Origin of the sequence: Nostoc sp., assembly GCF_036919495.1 — a bacterium.
Classification (GTDB): domain Bacteria; phylum Cyanobacteriota; class Cyanobacteriia; order Cyanobacteriales; family Nostocaceae; genus Nostoc.
This window is the reverse complement of the sequence record NZ_JBALBZ010000132.1, coordinates 44883-60495: the sequence shown is the minus strand read 5'-3', so window position 1 is coordinate 60495 and position 15613 is coordinate 44883. Positions and strand designations below refer to the sequence as shown.

14 protein-coding genes are annotated in these 15613 nt (G+C 42.5%); 8 read left to right on the top strand and 6 right to left on the bottom strand.

Annotated elements, in window-relative coordinates; translation table 11 throughout:
- The first annotated feature begins 104 nt into the window (after positions 1 to 104).
- Positions 105 to 386, top strand: coding sequence for a type II toxin-antitoxin system RelE/ParE family toxin (locus V7K25_RS18400; protein ID WP_335159960.1), 282 nt, complete (start codon positions 105 to 107; stop codon positions 384 to 386).
- A gap of 73 nt (positions 387 to 459) precedes the next feature.
- Positions 460 to 1503 (top strand): cysteine hydrolase family protein, encoded by a 1044-nt coding sequence (locus tag V7K25_RS18395; protein WP_335159959.1) that lies wholly within the window; start codon positions 460 to 462, stop codon positions 1501 to 1503.
- Positions 1504 to 1577: 74 nt separating this feature from the next.
- Here the strand turns inward: V7K25_RS18395 and V7K25_RS18390 are convergent, their stop codons facing one another.
- Entirely contained in the window at positions 1578 to 2492 is a 915-nt protein-coding gene (locus tag V7K25_RS18390) for a M23 family metallopeptidase (RefSeq protein WP_335159958.1), read from the bottom strand.
- 226 nt (positions 2493 to 2718) lie between these two features.
- On the opposite strand from V7K25_RS18390, the gene V7K25_RS18385 reads away from it, so the two are divergent.
- A complete protein-coding gene (locus V7K25_RS18385; protein ID WP_335159957.1) occupies positions 2719 to 3927 on the top strand; it encodes an HhoA/HhoB/HtrA family serine endopeptidase in 1209 nt (402 codons plus the stop codon).
- Between the two features lie 245 nt (positions 3928 to 4172).
- On the opposite strand, the gene V7K25_RS18380 is transcribed toward V7K25_RS18385, so the two are convergent.
- The 3 genes from V7K25_RS18380 to ispD form a co-directional block, all read right to left on the bottom strand.
- Positions 4173 to 4520, bottom strand: a complete 348-nt coding sequence (locus V7K25_RS18380) for a DUF760 domain-containing protein (protein ID WP_118162998.1) — start codon at positions 4518 to 4520, stop codon at positions 4173 to 4175.
- 269 nt (positions 4521 to 4789) lie between these two features.
- Positions 4790 to 5326 carry an SMC-Scp complex subunit ScpB gene (scpB, locus tag V7K25_RS18375; protein ID WP_109009187.1) on the bottom strand — a complete coding sequence of 179 codons (537 nt, stop codon included), beginning with the start codon at positions 5324 to 5326 and terminating at the stop codon, positions 4790 to 4792.
- Positions 5327 to 5530: 204 nt separating this feature from the next.
- Positions 5531 to 6214 (bottom strand): 2-C-methyl-D-erythritol 4-phosphate cytidylyltransferase, encoded by a 684-nt coding sequence (gene ispD, locus V7K25_RS18370; RefSeq protein ID WP_335159956.1) that lies wholly within the window; start codon positions 6212 to 6214, stop codon positions 5531 to 5533.
- Between the two features lie 69 nt (positions 6215 to 6283).
- On the opposite strand from ispD, the gene V7K25_RS18365 reads away from it, so the two are divergent.
- Positions 6284 to 7243, top strand: a complete 960-nt coding sequence (locus tag V7K25_RS18365; protein ID WP_335159955.1) for a glycosyltransferase family 9 protein — start codon at positions 6284 to 6286, stop codon at positions 7241 to 7243.
- 264 nt (positions 7244 to 7507) lie between these two features.
- On the opposite strand, the gene V7K25_RS18360 is transcribed toward V7K25_RS18365, so the two are convergent.
- Complete coding sequence (locus V7K25_RS18360; RefSeq protein ID WP_335159954.1) at positions 7508 to 7993, bottom strand: CRR6 family NdhI maturation factor; 486 nt, start codon at positions 7991 to 7993, stop codon at positions 7508 to 7510.
- 646 nt (positions 7994 to 8639) lie between these two features.
- Here V7K25_RS18360 and V7K25_RS18355 point away from each other — a divergent pair.
- A complete protein-coding gene (locus V7K25_RS18355) occupies positions 8640 to 9086 on the top strand; it encodes a Fur family transcriptional regulator (protein ID WP_335159953.1) in 447 nt (148 codons plus the stop codon).
- Positions 9087 to 9200: 114 nt separating this feature from the next.
- Here V7K25_RS18355 and V7K25_RS18350 read toward each other — a convergent pair whose 3' ends face one another.
- The gene (locus V7K25_RS18350) at positions 9201 to 12188 is read right to left on the bottom strand and encodes a pentapeptide repeat-containing protein (protein ID WP_335159952.1); all 2988 of its coding nucleotides are present in this window, start codon (positions 12186 to 12188) and stop codon (positions 9201 to 9203) included.
- Between the two features lie 143 nt (positions 12189 to 12331).
- Between V7K25_RS18350 and V7K25_RS18345 the strand changes: the two genes are divergently transcribed.
- Genes V7K25_RS18345 through V7K25_RS18335 form a run of 3 tightly spaced genes read left to right on the top strand, consistent with a single transcriptional unit; the run spans position 12332 to position 15000 of the window.
- Positions 12332 to 14083 carry a DUF3685 domain-containing protein gene (locus V7K25_RS18345; protein WP_335159951.1) on the top strand — a complete coding sequence of 584 codons (1752 nt, stop codon included), beginning with the start codon at positions 12332 to 12334 and terminating at the stop codon, positions 14081 to 14083.
- Between the two features lie 45 nt (positions 14084 to 14128).
- Entirely contained in the window at positions 14129 to 14836 is a 708-nt protein-coding gene (locus V7K25_RS18340; protein WP_335159950.1) for a diacylglycerol/polyprenol kinase family protein, read from the top strand.
- Positions 14812 to 15000, top strand: a complete 189-nt coding sequence (locus V7K25_RS18335; RefSeq protein ID WP_335159949.1) for a hypothetical protein — start codon at positions 14812 to 14814, stop codon at positions 14998 to 15000. The genes V7K25_RS18340 and V7K25_RS18335 overlap by 25 nt, the downstream gene beginning before the upstream one ends.
- Positions 15001 to 15613: the final 613 nt, after the last annotated feature.

Genomic DNA, 15613 nt, shown 5'->3' with positions numbered 1-15613 from the left:
CGGGATGACTTATTAAAGGCGGTTGCAGAAGCTCGTGAAGCCTATGCTAAAGGGGAAGTACGTAGTGGAACTGTTGCTGATTTAATGGCGGAGTTAGATGATTGATGCAACTGCTTTGGAGTGCAAGATTTATTCGAGATTTTAAGCGTTTAGCCCGTCGAAACCCGCAATTACGCTCTCTGGTTGAGCAAACATTACAACAGCTTGCTGAAGATCCATTTTACTCTAGCTTGCGTACTCATAAACTTAAAGGGGATTTATTGGGTACATGGGCTTGTTCCATAGACTACAACAATCGTATTCTATTTGAGTTTGTTCCTCATCCCGATTCTGGGGAATTAGTAATTTCTTTGTTGACCTTAGGTTCTCATGATGATGTTTACTGAAGTAGGCACTGAACTTGGAAAATTTGGGTATTGGAATTATTGATGTTATTACAGAATAAAAGCGACTGTAATTATGAATACCCAAACAACAACCCAACGACCAATTCCCCCGCACTTTAACTCAGAAAAAGTCGGCGAAGTCTGGCGTGTACCTTACCAAGAACGTGCCGCCGAAGCTGAAATCTGGGCAAAACAACACGATATCAAACCTGCATCTTTAGATAAAAGCCGGATTTGCTTACTGTTAATTGATGTCCAAAACACCTTCTGTATACCTGGATTTGAATTATTTGTAGGTGGAAAATCTGGTAAAGGGGCAGTGGATGATAATGTCAGATTATGTGAGTTTATTTATCGCAACTTGGGAGTAATTACAAAAATTGTACCTACTCTAGATACCCACACAGCAACCCAAATCTTCCATCCTATCTTTTGGGTAAACGCTGCGGGAGAACATCCTACTCCAGCAGCAACTAACATTACCCCAACAGACATCGAACAAGGCATCTGGAAAGTTAACCCAGCAGTTGCTGACACTGTTACTAATGGGGATTATGAATTATTAGAAAAACATACTTACCATTACGTTAAGCAACTCAGTCAAGACGGTAAATATCCCCTGACAGTTTGGCCTTATCATTCTATGTTGGGTGGTATTGGTCATGCTTTAGTTTCATCAGTAGAAGAAGCCATATTTTTCCACGGCATTGCTCGTCAGACTCAGACGCAATTTGAAATTAAAGGTGAAAATCCCTTAACAGAAAACTATTCCATTTTACGTCCAGAGGTGTTGGAAGATTTTGAGCAACGTCCACTTGGTCAAAAGAACACGCGCCTGATTAAACAACTTTTAGAATTAGAATATGATGCAGTAATTATTGGTGGTCAAGCTAAAAGTCATTGCGTCGCCTGGACAATTGACGATTTATTAACAGAAATTAAACAGGTAGATGCTACCCTTGCTCAAAAAATCTATCTCTTAGAAGATTGCACTTCCCCCGTTGTCGTTCCCGGTGTTGTGGACTACACAGAACAGGCAGATGCGGCATTTGCAAGGTTTGCACAGGCAGGAATGCACATCGTAAAATCTAGTGAAAATATAGCATCCTTTTTTTAACGTAAAGGATCGCAAAGATTCCGCAGAGGAACACAGAGATTTCCTATGCGTTCCTCTGCGTTTCAAAACAAACCTCATTTCTTCAAATAACCCTTTGGATCTTCCGCTACCCAACCCAGAGATGAGCTAGAACGCACTTCAAAATGGAGGTGCGGTTGACTGGAAGTTGGTTTTCCGCTAGTGCCTACTGTTCCCAGTAAGTCTCCTTTTTTTACTTGTTGACCGACAGAAACCTTGATACTGTCAAGCTGGGCATAGCGGCTTTGGAGTCCGCCACTGTGGTTAATAATAACTAACTTGCCATAAGAACCTTGGTCATTAGCAAAGGCTACGGTTCCAGGCGCGATCGCTAGCACATCTGTACCAACTGGTGCTAATAAATCAACACCACTATGGAAGAAAACTTCACCTGTAGCAGGATTAATTTGCCAGCCGTAAGCTAATCCCACATTTGCCACTTGCCCCAAAGGATAGCCAGACAAAGATGCACGGTTTGGCGTACCTGCATCAGTAGGTAAAGGGGACTTAGTTACAACACCATTGGGCGACCAATTTACCCCCGGAACAAACACAATTCTGGGGTCTTGTTGGCAGCCATTCACTTCAAAAAGGCTATCAGCACGAACTTTGTATTGTGCCGCCACTTGTCGCCAAGTTTGACCACGAGGCACTTCGACGACAATCCCATTGTAGGGAGGAATCTGAAGTACACTACCAACGGCTGCGTAGGTTGAACCCGCCGCAGGCATCGCACCGCTCTGCAAAGCTGGATTCATGCCGATAATAGTTGTAGGTATGAGATTGTAGCGCTGGGCTATGCTCTCTAAAGTTTCGCCACGAACAACTTTATGGCGTTGGAAGCGAGATAGGGCTGGAGTTGGGCAACCACCCACAGCAGCGTTGGCGCTGTTGATGTTTGGCAGTATGGATACTAAGCTTAAGGCGCTAACTAAGCTACAGAGAAACAGTTGACGAAAGGGTAAAGTCATGTATACAGGTCAAGGTCGCATTATTAAATTTTAAATGCGAAGAGTCGGGAGTGGGGAACGAAGGAGTAGTTCTTGCTAGGGGCAAAGGGGAGAATAAAAATTACCTCTTTCCCCTCTGCCTCTTGTAGCCAATCCCAATTCCTCGTAAATTGATCTGTCCACTTGCCGTTAGCTTGACTACACTTAGAAATTAGCAACTGCATTTCTGTCCTTAAGCAGAATGATTATGAAGTTATCCTTAAAACAACTAGCGATTTATGTATTTTTACTGCTGTTTGGCTGTGGTGCAGGTTTATTTGGCAGTCGCTATCTCCTGCTCAAAAATTCTTCCTTCCAACAGTTAAGAAATGTAACAATGGCTTCGCCTCCAGAATCTGTAGTGCCAAATTCTTCTAACGGAGCGATTGGGGCTACTGGGGGCGATAATGTGAATTTTATTGCGACGGCAGTGCAAAAAGTTGGCCCGGCTGTGGTGCGAATTAATGCTACTCGCAAAGTCGCCAATCCTATCTCTGACGCCTTGAAAAATCCCCTCTTGCGGCGATTCTTTGGAGAGGATGAGCAACCAATTCCTGAAGAACGCATTGAGCGCGGTACAGGATCGGGATTCATTTTGAGCGAAGATGGAGAATTACTCACCAACGCTCATGTGGTAGCTGATACAGATACAGTACAAGTCACCCTCAAAGATGGTCGGAGTTTAGAAGGGAAGGTGGTAGGAGTTGATTCGGTGACAGATGTGGCGGTGGTAAAAATAAAAGCGGATCATTTACCGACAGTGAAGTTAGGCAATTCGCAAAACCTAATACCAGGACAATGGGCGATCGCTATTGGTAATCCTCTTGGTTTAGATAATACTGTCACTATGGGCATCGTCAGCGCGACAGATCGCACCAGCACTCAAGTTGGTGTACCAGATAAGCGAGTCAGCTTTATCCAAACTGATGCCGCAATTAACCCTGGTAATTCTGGTGGCCCTTTGTTAAACGCCCAAGGCGAAGTGATTGGTGTTAACACTGCCATCCGCGCTGATGCTCAAGGACTCGGTTTCGCTATCCCCATTGAAACCGCCGCCCGCATCGCTAATGAACTTTTTACCAAAGGGCGTGTGGAACATCCCTTCTTGGGTATTGAAATGGCAGACCTTTCTCCCACCAGAAAACAGCAGATTAATCAAGAAAATCAGATCAATATTCAGCAGGATGCTGGGATTGTGATTAAAGGAGTCACAGATGATTCCCCAGCCAAGCGTGGAGGACTGCTTCCTGGAGACGTGATTCAAAAAGTTAACGGTAAACCAGTCAAAACCTCAGCCCAAGTCCAGAAGCTTGTAGAGTCCAGCACAGTTGGTGACATCTTAGCGATCGAAATCAACCGTAGCGGTAAAATTCAAACCTTCAAAGTACAATCAGCAGCTTATCCTGAAAGGAAGTAATCAAAATAATTCGTAATTGATAATTCGTAATTGCAAGACGCTCTCTAATAGACGCCGCGCGTAGCTTGCTTCTTTGCAGGAGTAAGCGCACTTCCTACAGCTAGGCTATCAGTGGAGGCAACTCTCCATAAATCTCCTGTTAACCACTGAATTAAAAATTCAGTGTGGGCTGCTGTAACCTTTTGAATTACGAATTACGAATTAGTAATTATTTGGTCAATAGTTCCAGAATATTTGACTACTGACTATTGACCATTAGACAAATGCTCTAACTGCATTCTTTGTTCCATCTGGCGCAGAAAATACCCTGTCATCATGGCCGACGCTAGAAGCCCAGCTAAATTCTCCCGATCTGTTGTAATTTGCACGTTGAAATTTTCTGGCGGGAGCATTCCCACAAGCCCTTGGACATTTTGCGAGATGATTTGTTTAATTTCGGGGCTGGCGGACTGAGCAATCCTGGCTAAAACATCAGGAGACTGATGCTGTAGATATTTGAGTAGCTGATTGGGGTATTGCTCAGAGTGGTCTGAAAGAAGTTGATTAGGGTGTTCCTCAGAGTTGTCATTTAAAAAGTCAGGATTAAACACCATTGGCAGTTTTATTTAGCTTAATTGCTAACTCCACTTTAAACCATAGTACAAGGGTAGCGCATTCACCATAGGTATAAGTCAAGAGGAGGGGAATGGGGTAGAAGAGGCAGAAGGGGCAGGGGGCAGGGGGCAGGGGGCAGGGGGCAGGGGGCAGGGCGACAAAGTGACTTGAGTGAGAACTTGCAACAAGTCTTTCCCCTTGTCCCCAATTTTCCTTGTTTCCTTGCGCTCTCCCCCTTGCTCCCTGCTCTCTGCTCCCGGCTTCCTCCCTACTCCCCACTCCCCACTCCCTCCAGTTCTAGTTCTAGTTGTTCTTCCTTCTGGCTAGTAGAAAGTATTTGGGGGAGTTGTTCGATTTGGAAATATTGATGAAATTTTGGGGTTACTTGGAGTGAATAGGAGCGAGAATCGCTGTCTCGACGCTTTCGGATGAAACCAAGTTCTACGAGTTCTGGAACGTGCTGATATACTCCTGAACCGCGCAGGTTAATCAAGTCGCTCTGGAGTATGGGACTATTGAGGGCGATCGCAGCTAAAGTTCGCAATGCACCTACACCCAATTCCACTGGTATCATAGTTTGCACTAAGTCATGAAAATCAGACCGTAGTTGCAAACTGTAACCATCTGGAGTTTCTACTACCTCTAGGGCGCTATCTCTGTGGGCATAGTTGTCCATTAGTTCAATTATGCCTTCTTTGACAGTGGCGCGATCGCACGCGGCATACTCGGCAATTTCGCCGAGCGACAAGGGTTTACCCTTTAAATACAGAATTGCTTCTATCTTTGTCGCTGTGGCTGTAATCATTTAGTTATTAGTCATTTGTCATTGGTCATTAGTCATTTGTCATTGGTCATTAGTACATGACAACTAACAATCAACAAGTGTGTGGCATTATATCGTAAATTGTCAAAATATTGTTTAAAAATCTCAAATTTGGAATTTGGAATTGGGCATTGGGAAGAGGCAGAGGAGAGGGATTTTCCCCCTGCTCCCTCATCCCCCACTCCCTCAAAAACCTCTAGTTGTGAGAATAAATTCTGCGATCGCTAAATCTTGGGGAGTTGTCACTTTTAAATTTGTCTCTTCTCCCTCGACAATTCGCACTTCAATACCACATTTTTCAAATAAAGCCGCGTCGTCAGTTACTTCCCAACCTTGACGGACACCTTCAGCGTGGCACTGTTTCAACAACTTGACATCAAATCCTTGGGGTGTTTGTGCCGCCCATAATTGCCGTCTGTCGGGTGTTTTTTGAATTATGCCTTGTTCATCGACAACTTTAATGGTGTCTTTAACGGGTACACCAGCAATTAAACCAGGACAATGGCGAATGGCTTGGGCACAAGAGTTAAATAAATCTGGGGTGGCCAGGCATCTAGCCCCATCATGAATCAACACTTGTTCTGCGGCTACTGGTAGCGCCTGCAAGCCATTGTAAACAGATTCTTGGCGGGTGGAACCACCTGTAATCAATTCCACTGGTTTAGTCAGCTTTAGATCGGCGAGAATTGAGTTGAAGTCTGGCCAATCGGTAGGCTGAGAAATAATTCCGATCCAACTGATTGTACTGGCGGCTTCTGCGGCTAATAAAGTCCAAGCAATAATTGGTTGCGATCGCACGACTAGCAGGAGTTTATTGCGGTTACTACCCATTCTTTTTCCGGTTCCCGCAGCTGGAATTAGTAAATACACAGAATTCCTCAATCTTTAAGCTATATATTTTCCCCTAAAATAGGGAGCGAGTAAGCGTCAATAAATATTATGCGAGTAGTAGCCCTTGTACCTGGCGGAATTGGCGACCAAATTCTCTTTTTTCCGACTCTAGATGACCTCAAGCGCAATTACCCTAACGCTCAGATAGATGTCGTTGTTGAACCCCGGTCAAAGGCTGCCTATCGAGTGAGCAAGTCAGTTCACGAGGTACTGGCCTTTGATTTTCAAGACCGTAACAGTCTGGCAGATTGGGGTAACTTGGTGGGGACAATTCGCGATCGCGAATACGATGTTGCCATTGCTGTTAAGCAAAATTGGTTGATGGGTCTTTTAGTCTGGTTGACGGGAATTCCCACACGCATTGGCTACCAAGGTAAAGGAGCGGTTTTTCTTACCAACGCTGTGCCATTTAAACCATCCCAGTATGCGGCGGCAGTATATCATGATTTGCTGCAACCATTAAGCATAAAACCCCCTGTCCCAGAATTAGCTGTAAATGTGCCAAAAACAGATATTGAGTGGGCAGAAAAGGAACAAAAACGTTTAGGGGTTCATGAAACAGGTTATATCTTGATTCATGGCGGTTCTGGCCAGTTATTGCAGGCTAAAGAACTGGATAAAATCTACCCTGTCGAGAAGTGGCAGCAAATTATTCAAAACTTCCAAGATAAGCAACCGGATCTGCCTGTGGTGGTCATTAAGGGAGTTGACGATCAGCAGTTTGTGCGATCGCTTCTGGGATCTTCTCCAGAGATCAAGGTGACTGCCCCAGATGATATTGGTAAGTTAGCTGCCATAATCGCCGGAGCAAATCTGATGTTGTCTACTGATAGTGCGGCACTACAACTGAGTGTTGCAGTCCAAACCTATACCATCGCCCTATTTGGGCCCACTGATCCAGCGAAGTTGTTGCCGAAAAACGATAAATTCCTGGCTATTGAATCCCCCACGGGAAAAACGGCGGATGTGTCACCAAACGCAGTTTTGGAGAAAATTTGGGGCGGCTAAACCAGCAGTTTGTCTCAATTTCTGCAATTAGTCTATTGGATATCCAATATAGTTATGCCTTTGTTGAATGACCGCAAAACCTGGATGTGACAACTAGATTTTGCGGTTATTCAGAAGAAGAATACAGAATTTTGAATGCAGAAGTCAGAATCAAGACGCTCCCTACGAGACACTTCTCTATCTGCCAGTCGCCCAGAATTAATAATGTTAGCGGATAGCTAAGGTTTAGCCCATTCTGGCTCCTGACTCCTGAATTCTTTCTTGTTAAAATATCTCAAAAAAAGCATCCTCTAATTCATAACCCAGCATCTGGGCCATAGACTTCAGCCGTGAGAGACTAGGGATATTTTGTTGTTTGAGCCAATCACCTAAAATAAAGATTTTGTGCATCAAAAATATTTCTAAGGCTTCAGGATTGTACTGAATGCCTTCTTTGGAACTGAACTGGTGTGGTACAAGCATGGCGCTATAACGAGCAAATTCTCCAGCTTTCCAATCTAGTAAAAATGCTAACCACGGGTATTTGGCATCTAGGCGTATAAACCATAGCCGCACCTCTGGAATTTCTGAGAGTTCCCGTGGATCGCCAGGTTCGAGTTCATAATTGATATCAAAGCGTAGCTGCTGTTCATGGGATGCGGCCCCATCTTGCAGCAGTTGTTCAATCACCGTTGACGCAGGCGACAGATCCAGATTATTAATGAAGTCATTATTGAGTGCGATCGCGATTGTCTTTGATTCAGCAGCCACTTTCTTGATGCTCAACTGTAGGATCGACAATCTACAGTAGCAGCTTTCAGGGATTGATGCTAGATTGAACTTTAGAAATAAATTAGTATTTACTAATACTTTTTTGCTTAATAATTGGTCAACCTATACAAGGTTTATACACAAGTCTGACCTTCTCTAATTTATTTGATACTTTTGCTTAGTTTTCACTGGTTTAACAAATATACATCTAGTTGCTAGCCTTGATATGAGCAGATAGCGATACTTGCGGCGGGTTACGCCTACGCCACTCATGTACACTGAATTTATATAGTTAAAATATTACTTTCGTAAAAGCTATAAATACTTACCTTTAACTAAAAAATTACTACACGATTAACATGGTATGACATTAAAACTAGCCTACTTGGGGCAGGCGTTACCTTTCCCAAGGTGGACATTTACAGCAATTTTAAGTTAAAGTTGTAATGAGTTTGTTTTAGATTAAGGTCTGACAAAGTAGCCATCAATAAGCAAAAAATCATTATCGCAACCTGTAACTTCCGCAGCATCAAAAGCCAAAACACAAGTACAGGTAGAAAAAGTGGTATGCAATATCATTGCATATATTAAATAAGCAATAAACATTTAACTGGAAAAATTCCCTCAACAGTTAAGAAGCTGTAATATGCAAAAACAAACAATTTCTACAAAATCAATTCGTTCTCTAGAAGATGCGCTTGAGCAGTGCCAAATCTTAGGTATGCGCGTCAGCCGCCAGCGCCGCTTTATTTTGGAATTACTTTGGCAAGCAAATGAACATCTTTCTGCTAGAGAGATTTACGATCGCTTAAACCAACAAGGTAAAGATATTGGCCATACTTCTGTTTATCAAAATTTAGAAGCATTATCCAGTCAGGGCATTATTGAGTGTATTGAACGCTGCGATGGGCGTTTGTATGGCAATATCAGTGATTCTCACAGTCATGTAAACTGTATAGATACAAATCAAATTCTTGATGTCCATGTAGAACTCCCAGAAGAGTTAATCCGCAAAATTGAAGAAGAAACAGGAGTGCGGATTACTGATTACAGCATTAACTTTGTTGGCTACCGTAATCCGCAAGAGGGGTAGGGGGCAAGGGAGATGAGGGAGCAGGGGGAGATGAGGGAGCAGGGGGAGATGAGGGAGTGAAGGAGTGAAGGACAAGAATTAATAACCAATGCCCAATTCCCACTGCCCTATTATCTATTCCCCAATAAAATTATTACCAAAAATTGTCTCATCATCGACATCATCATCATATAAATCTTCTGGAAAAATTGTGCCTTCAGAGCTTTCAATTAGTCCGATCGCAGGGTGGTTGTTCCAATTATTATCTGTGTTTGTGGCAATTTTGACGGTACTTAAGAAAGGCTCTTGCGATGCCTGCGGCGGTAAACTACGCAAATGCTTTAATCTTTGAAACGACTCTTGAGAGAAGGAAGCATTATTATCGCTGGCTAATTTTTTATCAGCCTCAGCGAGAATGGCATCAAATAAGCAGGTGTTAGTGAGATTGGCAGAATTAAGATTTGTCTCCGTAAGATTTGCCTGTTGCAGGTTTGCGCCTGTAAGGTTTGCACCTGCGAGGTTTGCCTGTTGCAGGTTTGCACCTGCGAGATTCGCCTGTTGCAAATTCGCTCCAGCTAAATTCGCCCCGATTAACTCCGCATTGGATAAGTTTGTCTGCTCAAGATTTACCCCAGTTAACATTACTTGCAACAAAGAGGCTCCCGATAAATTGAGTCCAGCCAAAGACTTAATTCGGGTTGCGAAGGCATTCTTATGTAAAAGACTTGTTCTAGCAATCAACGCACTTAAAGCCTCTGGATTGAATTCTGCTAAATTGGCTGAATTCCCACAAGGCCAAAAGGGAACTTTTGTTTCTCGGTAGCAAGCACAAAGCAATAAAAACACATTCAGTCCCACAGCAGCATTCACCTGCTCAACATTCACCGGGTTTTGCAGTGCGTGAAAATGACTTAAAGCTTTGTGGGCTATCCCTTCATCTAACCAATAGCCTTGACAGTAAGCACGCCAGAAAGACAAAAGCCGTTGGTACAGAACTTCAAGGGAAAACTTGTGTTTTTGCTCTTGGCGTAAAATTGCGATTGCCAATTCCTCAATTTCTTGGCTCAGTATCCCGTAACCCAGTAAATTGTAAATATGCTGGGCTACATCATGAGGAGAATCAACCACAAAAGTAAGCCTGCCATAAACCTCATCTTGGCACTGAGTTAGTAATTTCAACTCGGCAGTTATAGCCTCAGCACAAAGATATTTTCCTAACTTAATATGCGAAAACTCAATTAAACTAGTTTTTGCTGTGCTTTCTAAATCCCGAATTTTAAAATAAAACCCTGGTAGAGTATTTGCTTCCTCAGCCAAATTAATTTGATGACGTTGTGAGTGTAAAATTTTCAGAGCGATCGCTTGCATCTGTTCAAGTAAATCTTCGGGATGACGATTAGCAAGTAAATTAGCGATCGCTTCGTTAGTACGGTGGATATGAGCCGATCCTGAGCGTAGTAGCATCGTCTTAATACCGCCAGTTAGCGGATAGCCCAACAACCATCGACTCAGGCGATGATGAATTTCCCATAACAGAGAAGACTTTGGATTATTAGCAGCTAAGTGTAATAGTTCATCATCTAGCAGTCCCTCGCGGTGTAAAATGCCCAATAAATGCAGCATTAGGGGTTGACGGACAAGGGTAGAAAATTCTCTTAACTTTGATTGACTGGCAAATAAACCTGTCTGTTTTAAGAATGTAAAGAAATTTTGAGCGCTCGCCAACGATTGTACTTTTGTCCATTGCTGAAACCACTGTTTTAATTCCTCTGCATTCAACGGCTGAATGATAATTCGCTTCAATGGCAATGGGATCTCTGGGGCAATTTCTTGTAATGTCGTTGATCGACTCGTTAAGAAAATTTTGTGTCTATGCTGAGATTGAAAGTTTAGTAATTGTTGAATAAAAATTGCTTTTACCCTTATCCCATGAGCAGAAGCGGGCAGTTCATCCAAACCATCCAGCAGCAACAAACAAGGGAGATTTTCTTGCTTTAACCAAGTTGAAAGATTAACACCAAAGGCAGAATTTAGGGTTTCGATGAAAGTTTTGCCATAAGTTACATCGCGTAACCTAATTAGTATAGGCATCCAATTAGGGTAAAATTCTTGTGCTATCTGTGCTGCCCAAAGTTGACAAAAACTAGTTTTTCCATAACCAGATTCCGACTCAATGAGAGCGATCGTTTCTAAATCAGCTAGCTGTTGCTGCGCCCATGTTTTTAAATCAACTGGCTTAACAGTTTTTTTATCTTGCTCAGAAATATTTTCCTCTATTGGTAAGCCTTTTTGTGCAACATAGATATCCTTGAGGGCAAAGGATTCTGTGAGCAACGGCATACTAAGGTTTTTAATCAAACTTGCCCGATAATGTTCTCGGTGCAAATCAATTTTCTCAGAACCCAGTTCTGGGGTGATTAAACTGGGAGATAATGAAATCCCTAAACGAAAAAATTTTTGCAGTTGAGCTAAAGGTGCAGCATTCTCGGTAACGACTACCAGTAAGTGACCAGGAAGTGAGTTGAGCAAACGCTGTGTTAGGAGTTTAGCTTCAGGTTCCTCTGCACCATTGGCAACTAACCAAGCTATGGCAGCGTTATTTATTTGTTGCACCAGTAATGAGTCGGCAACCAAAGACAGTGCTTGTTCAGCTTGAGTATCAGTTAATTTACCTGGACTGAGAGTTTTTAGTAACCCTTGCAGTTGCGGATCTTGGAGGGTGAGTTTACCCACTTCCTCTTTCGAGATGGGTATATTTGCCCGGTCTAGCCACGGTCTTTGCAGGCTTGCTTCCTGCTCTATAATTGCTTGCAAAGCTTGGAGATAGCCAATTTGAAACGCTAGCCATGTGCCTTCGTTACGTTTTAACGGTTTTTTTTGGCTGAGGCTACGCAACAGGTTTTCTGTCAACTGGGAAATGAAATTGATTTCTTCCCAAACAATAGCTAAGGGCAGTTCTAAGACCTCTACCAAGGTACAGATATCAAAAGGCATCAAGCTTTTGACTTCCATATCCTGAACAATTCGGTAGGCAATACCTGCCAATTGTCCCGCCGAAAATACTTTGATTTGATTGATTGCGATATAGCGTTCTGCCAACCAGTGCCGAATACTCAAGTTCATTTAATTACACAGTGACGGCTGTATAAGGCAATTATGATCGATTTATCAGTTTGCGAAAACAGGTAACAATGGGGAAGACAAAGTTTTGTATCAAAGTTGTTTTCTGATTGGTAAAAAACAGTGCTTGTGTAACTGAGTAGACTATGAGCGATCGCCTTCTAAAATTATTGTTAATCGACCAAGACCCGATTTTTCGTCTGGGATTACGGGTAGCTCTGGAAGCAATTCCTAACCTAGAACTAACAGGAGTGGTAGAAACTGATACTGCCGCCTTGCAGATTTTAGCAGAAATTGCCAAAGAAGACCCAAATCAGGTAAATCTGGTGGTTTTGGAATTCGGTAATGGTCGCTCTATCACCAGTCAACAGCTAGGTTTACAATTTTGTCGGCAACTCAGAGCCTTATATCCCAACCTGCCAATTTTGCTTCTCAGTTCTATTCAAGAACAAGGACTGCTATTGGCTGCAAAATCTGTTGGTATTAATGGCTACTGCCCAAAAGGTACACCACTTCCTGAATTAGTCGCTTTCATGCAAGAAGTTGCAAATGGTGGTTTCTATTGGTTTCAGGACACACAAGCAATCACGACTCCTAACTCCCAACTCTCCACTCCCCACTCCCCACTCCCTTTTTCTAAACTCCGAAATGATTTACATTTGTCAGGAATTGCTCACATTGAAGCTACCCTAGCCGCAGTAACAGCGCAATTACAAGTTCCCGGACTACCAGTATTAGATCGAGCAATTCTAGCTGGACAGAGGCGAGAACTGCTAGCGGCTCGTTGGTTGCTAAATCAATTGTTGGTTTCATCACAAGAAAAGCAAGAAGAAGATATTCCCGTTGCTAATGAGCCGCCTATAACTCCTTCGTTGAGTAGTGCCATTCAACAAAGCCAAACTGTGTCACCTTTACTTAGTCCGGGAACACTACAATCTGCATTATTTGCATCTTGTGTTACCAAACTTCAATTTCCTTTACGAAATGTTACAGATATACCTTTAGAAATCGACATATTTCGTGAAGATAAAAAACGAGAATTACTTTATATTATCCTGCAAAAACTAGCTGAACAGTTGGATGAATTACGCGCTTCTCAAATAGATATAAATCAATTATATGAAGTCCAATTTAGATTACTAAGTGATTTATGGCAAGCAGCAATTACGGAGTTTTTTGGAAAATTTTCTCGGATAAAATTAGAAAATAAAAACATAGAAATTGTTAATTATTTATTGCCAAGCATAGAAGTTGTACAAAGAGATATTCTTAATAAAATTCCGTTAGTTTACGAGTTGTATTCATATCTAATGTTTCAAATAGAATTGAATATTGATAATACCTCCTATCCAGTAATCAGTGCTGAAGCGAAGTCCCAAGCATTAATGATTTTAGAGAACTTGTTGATTCAGGTAGCAAATGGGGTAGTGCAACCATTGCTAAATTCTCTAGCAGATGTAGAGGTGATTAAACAAAACTTTTATGGACAGCAATTGATTTCCACAAGAGAGATTGAACGATTTAGAAATGATTTGTCGTGGAAATATAGATTAAGAAATTATATAAATGAGCCAAAAGACGTTTTTGAAAGTCGTTATGAACTATTTGTAATTGCGCCTCGTGGTATTGCCAATACATCAGTTTATGCTCCTCGAAATCAGGAGTTAGTAAAACTTTCTAATATTCCTTTAGTAGTAACATTACTTTTAGAATTTAGTGATGCGATCGCACCGCGTTTAAAATCATTATTAGCTTTTGCAGGTAGCGGTATAGTCTTTATTCTTACACAAATAATTGGTAGAGGTTTAGGTTTAATCGGTCGTGGTATTCTTCAAGGTATTGGTAGTGCTTCGTTAATAGAAAAGAACTTGAGACGAAATAGCGATCGATTTAAGTGAAGAAGTAAGGGGCAGAGGGAGCAGGGGGAGAAGAATTATTGACAAATGACAAATGATTTTATCGGACTAGCAATTTCTTATATTTACGCAACTAGTCTGCTTGTCCTTGGCGAGGGACTACGTAGGCTATTTGGTGTGAAGCCAGATTTGACGCGCAAAGTAATCCATATTGGTGCAGGGATGTGGGTTTTTGGTGTCCTGCTACTGTTTAACCATTGGGAAATCGGAATTATACCTTTTGCTAGCTTTATCGGACTTAACTACCTGTTTTACCGCTACCGAATCATCGGCGCAATGGATACGCAGGATAGCTCCCCTGGTACAGTTTATTTCGCTATCTCAGTGACGCTGCTTTTCGGGCTACTATGGCGACCAGATGGGCCAGTAGATAGCGTTGCGATCGCCATAGCTGGGATAATGGCGATGACTTGGGGGGATGCACTAGCAGCATTAATCGGTAGACGCTTCGGGCAGCATAAATACCAAGTGGGAAATTCTGTGCGTTCTTGGGAAGGTTCAGCAGCAATGTTTGTAGCGAGTACAGTAGTGATTTTCTTAGTGCTGTTGCTGCTACCGGGTTCCTCGCTGAGTCCCCTAGCAAAACCTTTTAGTTTGGCATGGGCCTTATTGACGGCGGTAATAACCGCTACTTTCGCCACCCTAGCAGAGGCTGTCTCACCCCACGGTACTGATAACCTCAGCGTGCCTCTAGTAGCGGCAGGAGTGGTATGGGTTTTGATGCAGGGCTTTTAAACCAACATCCGAGTTCAGAGGCTCAACGTCCGAGTTCAAAGGCTCAACGTCCGAGTTCAAAGGCTCAACGTCCGAGTTCAAAGGCTCAACGTCCGAGTTCAAAGGCTCAACGTCCGAGTTCAAAGGCTCAATGTCCGAGTTCAAAGGCTCAACTTCCGAGTTAAAAGGCTCAACTTCCGAGTTCAAAGGCTCAACGTCCGAGTTCAAAGGTTCAACTTCCGAGTTAAAAGGCTCAACTCCAAACTTCTAACTCCCTACTCCCCACTCAGGGCTATTTCGTTCTAGACATAAACCGCCCAGAACTAAAGTTCCTCTCTTATAGCCCAAGTCCACTAAAGTGGACTAAAAGCCTTTCTAGTAGTCTGTCAAGAAATAATTGACGGATAGATTAAGAGTAGAGACGGCGATTTATCGCGTCTCCCTAACCGTCAAAATGAATTTGACAGACCACTAGTCGTCTTTAGACGAGTTTTGCTATTAGCCTCAGAATTTATTCTGAGGCGGGCTAGATGAGAATAGACTTCTTGCAAAAGTCAAAAGTTACAAATGTCATTTTGAGCGGAATATAAGGCAATACGGTTCAGTTAAGGCTAAAACTCTTTATCAAAGTCAAATTTTTTAACGAACCGCAGAGGCGCACAGGGAACAGAGAGAACAAAAAAATGCTTAACCCAAGCGTATTGGAATATAAGGGATAGAAGAATTTAAGCAGATGTTTTCCTCCGCTCAATGTGAGAATTTAAGCATTTAGGGACTTCCAAATAAAAAAATGTTCCA

What these genes read in the sequence shown, in the direction of transcription:
- V7K25_RS18400 (WP_335159960.1), top strand. Translation starts at nt 105, where the DNA reads ATGCAACTGCTTTGGAGTGCAAGATTTATTCGAGATTTTAAGCGTTTA.
- V7K25_RS18395 (WP_335159959.1), top strand. Translation starts at nt 460, where the DNA reads ATGAATACCCAAACAACAACCCAACGACCAATTCCCCCGCACTTTAAC.
- V7K25_RS18390 (WP_335159958.1), bottom strand. Translation starts at nt 2,492, where the DNA reads ATGACTTTACCCTTTCGTCAACTGTTTCTCTGTAGCTTAGTTAGCGCC.
- V7K25_RS18385 (WP_335159957.1), top strand. Translation starts at nt 2,719, where the DNA reads ATGAAGTTATCCTTAAAACAACTAGCGATTTATGTATTTTTACTGCTG.
- V7K25_RS18380 (WP_118162998.1), bottom strand. Translation starts at nt 4,520, where the DNA reads ATGGTGTTTAATCCTGACTTTTTAAATGACAACTCTGAGGAACACCCT.
- scpB (WP_109009187.1), bottom strand. Translation starts at nt 5,326, where the DNA reads ATGATTACAGCCACAGCGACAAAGATAGAAGCAATTCTGTATTTAAAG.
- V7K25_RS18365 (WP_335159955.1), top strand. Translation starts at nt 6,284, where the DNA reads ATGCGAGTAGTAGCCCTTGTACCTGGCGGAATTGGCGACCAAATTCTC.
- V7K25_RS18355 (WP_335159953.1), top strand. Translation starts at nt 8,640, where the DNA reads ATGCAAAAACAAACAATTTCTACAAAATCAATTCGTTCTCTAGAAGAT.
- V7K25_RS18350 (WP_335159952.1), bottom strand. Translation starts at nt 12,188, where the DNA reads ATGAACTTGAGTATTCGGCACTGGTTGGCAGAACGCTATATCGCAATC.
- V7K25_RS18345 (WP_335159951.1), top strand. Translation starts at nt 12,332, where the DNA reads ATGAGCGATCGCCTTCTAAAATTATTGTTAATCGACCAAGACCCGATT.
- V7K25_RS18340 (WP_335159950.1), top strand. Translation starts at nt 14,129, where the DNA reads ATGACAAATGATTTTATCGGACTAGCAATTTCTTATATTTACGCAACT.
- V7K25_RS18335 (WP_335159949.1), top strand. Translation starts at nt 14,812, where the DNA reads ATGGGTTTTGATGCAGGGCTTTTAAACCAACATCCGAGTTCAGAGGCT.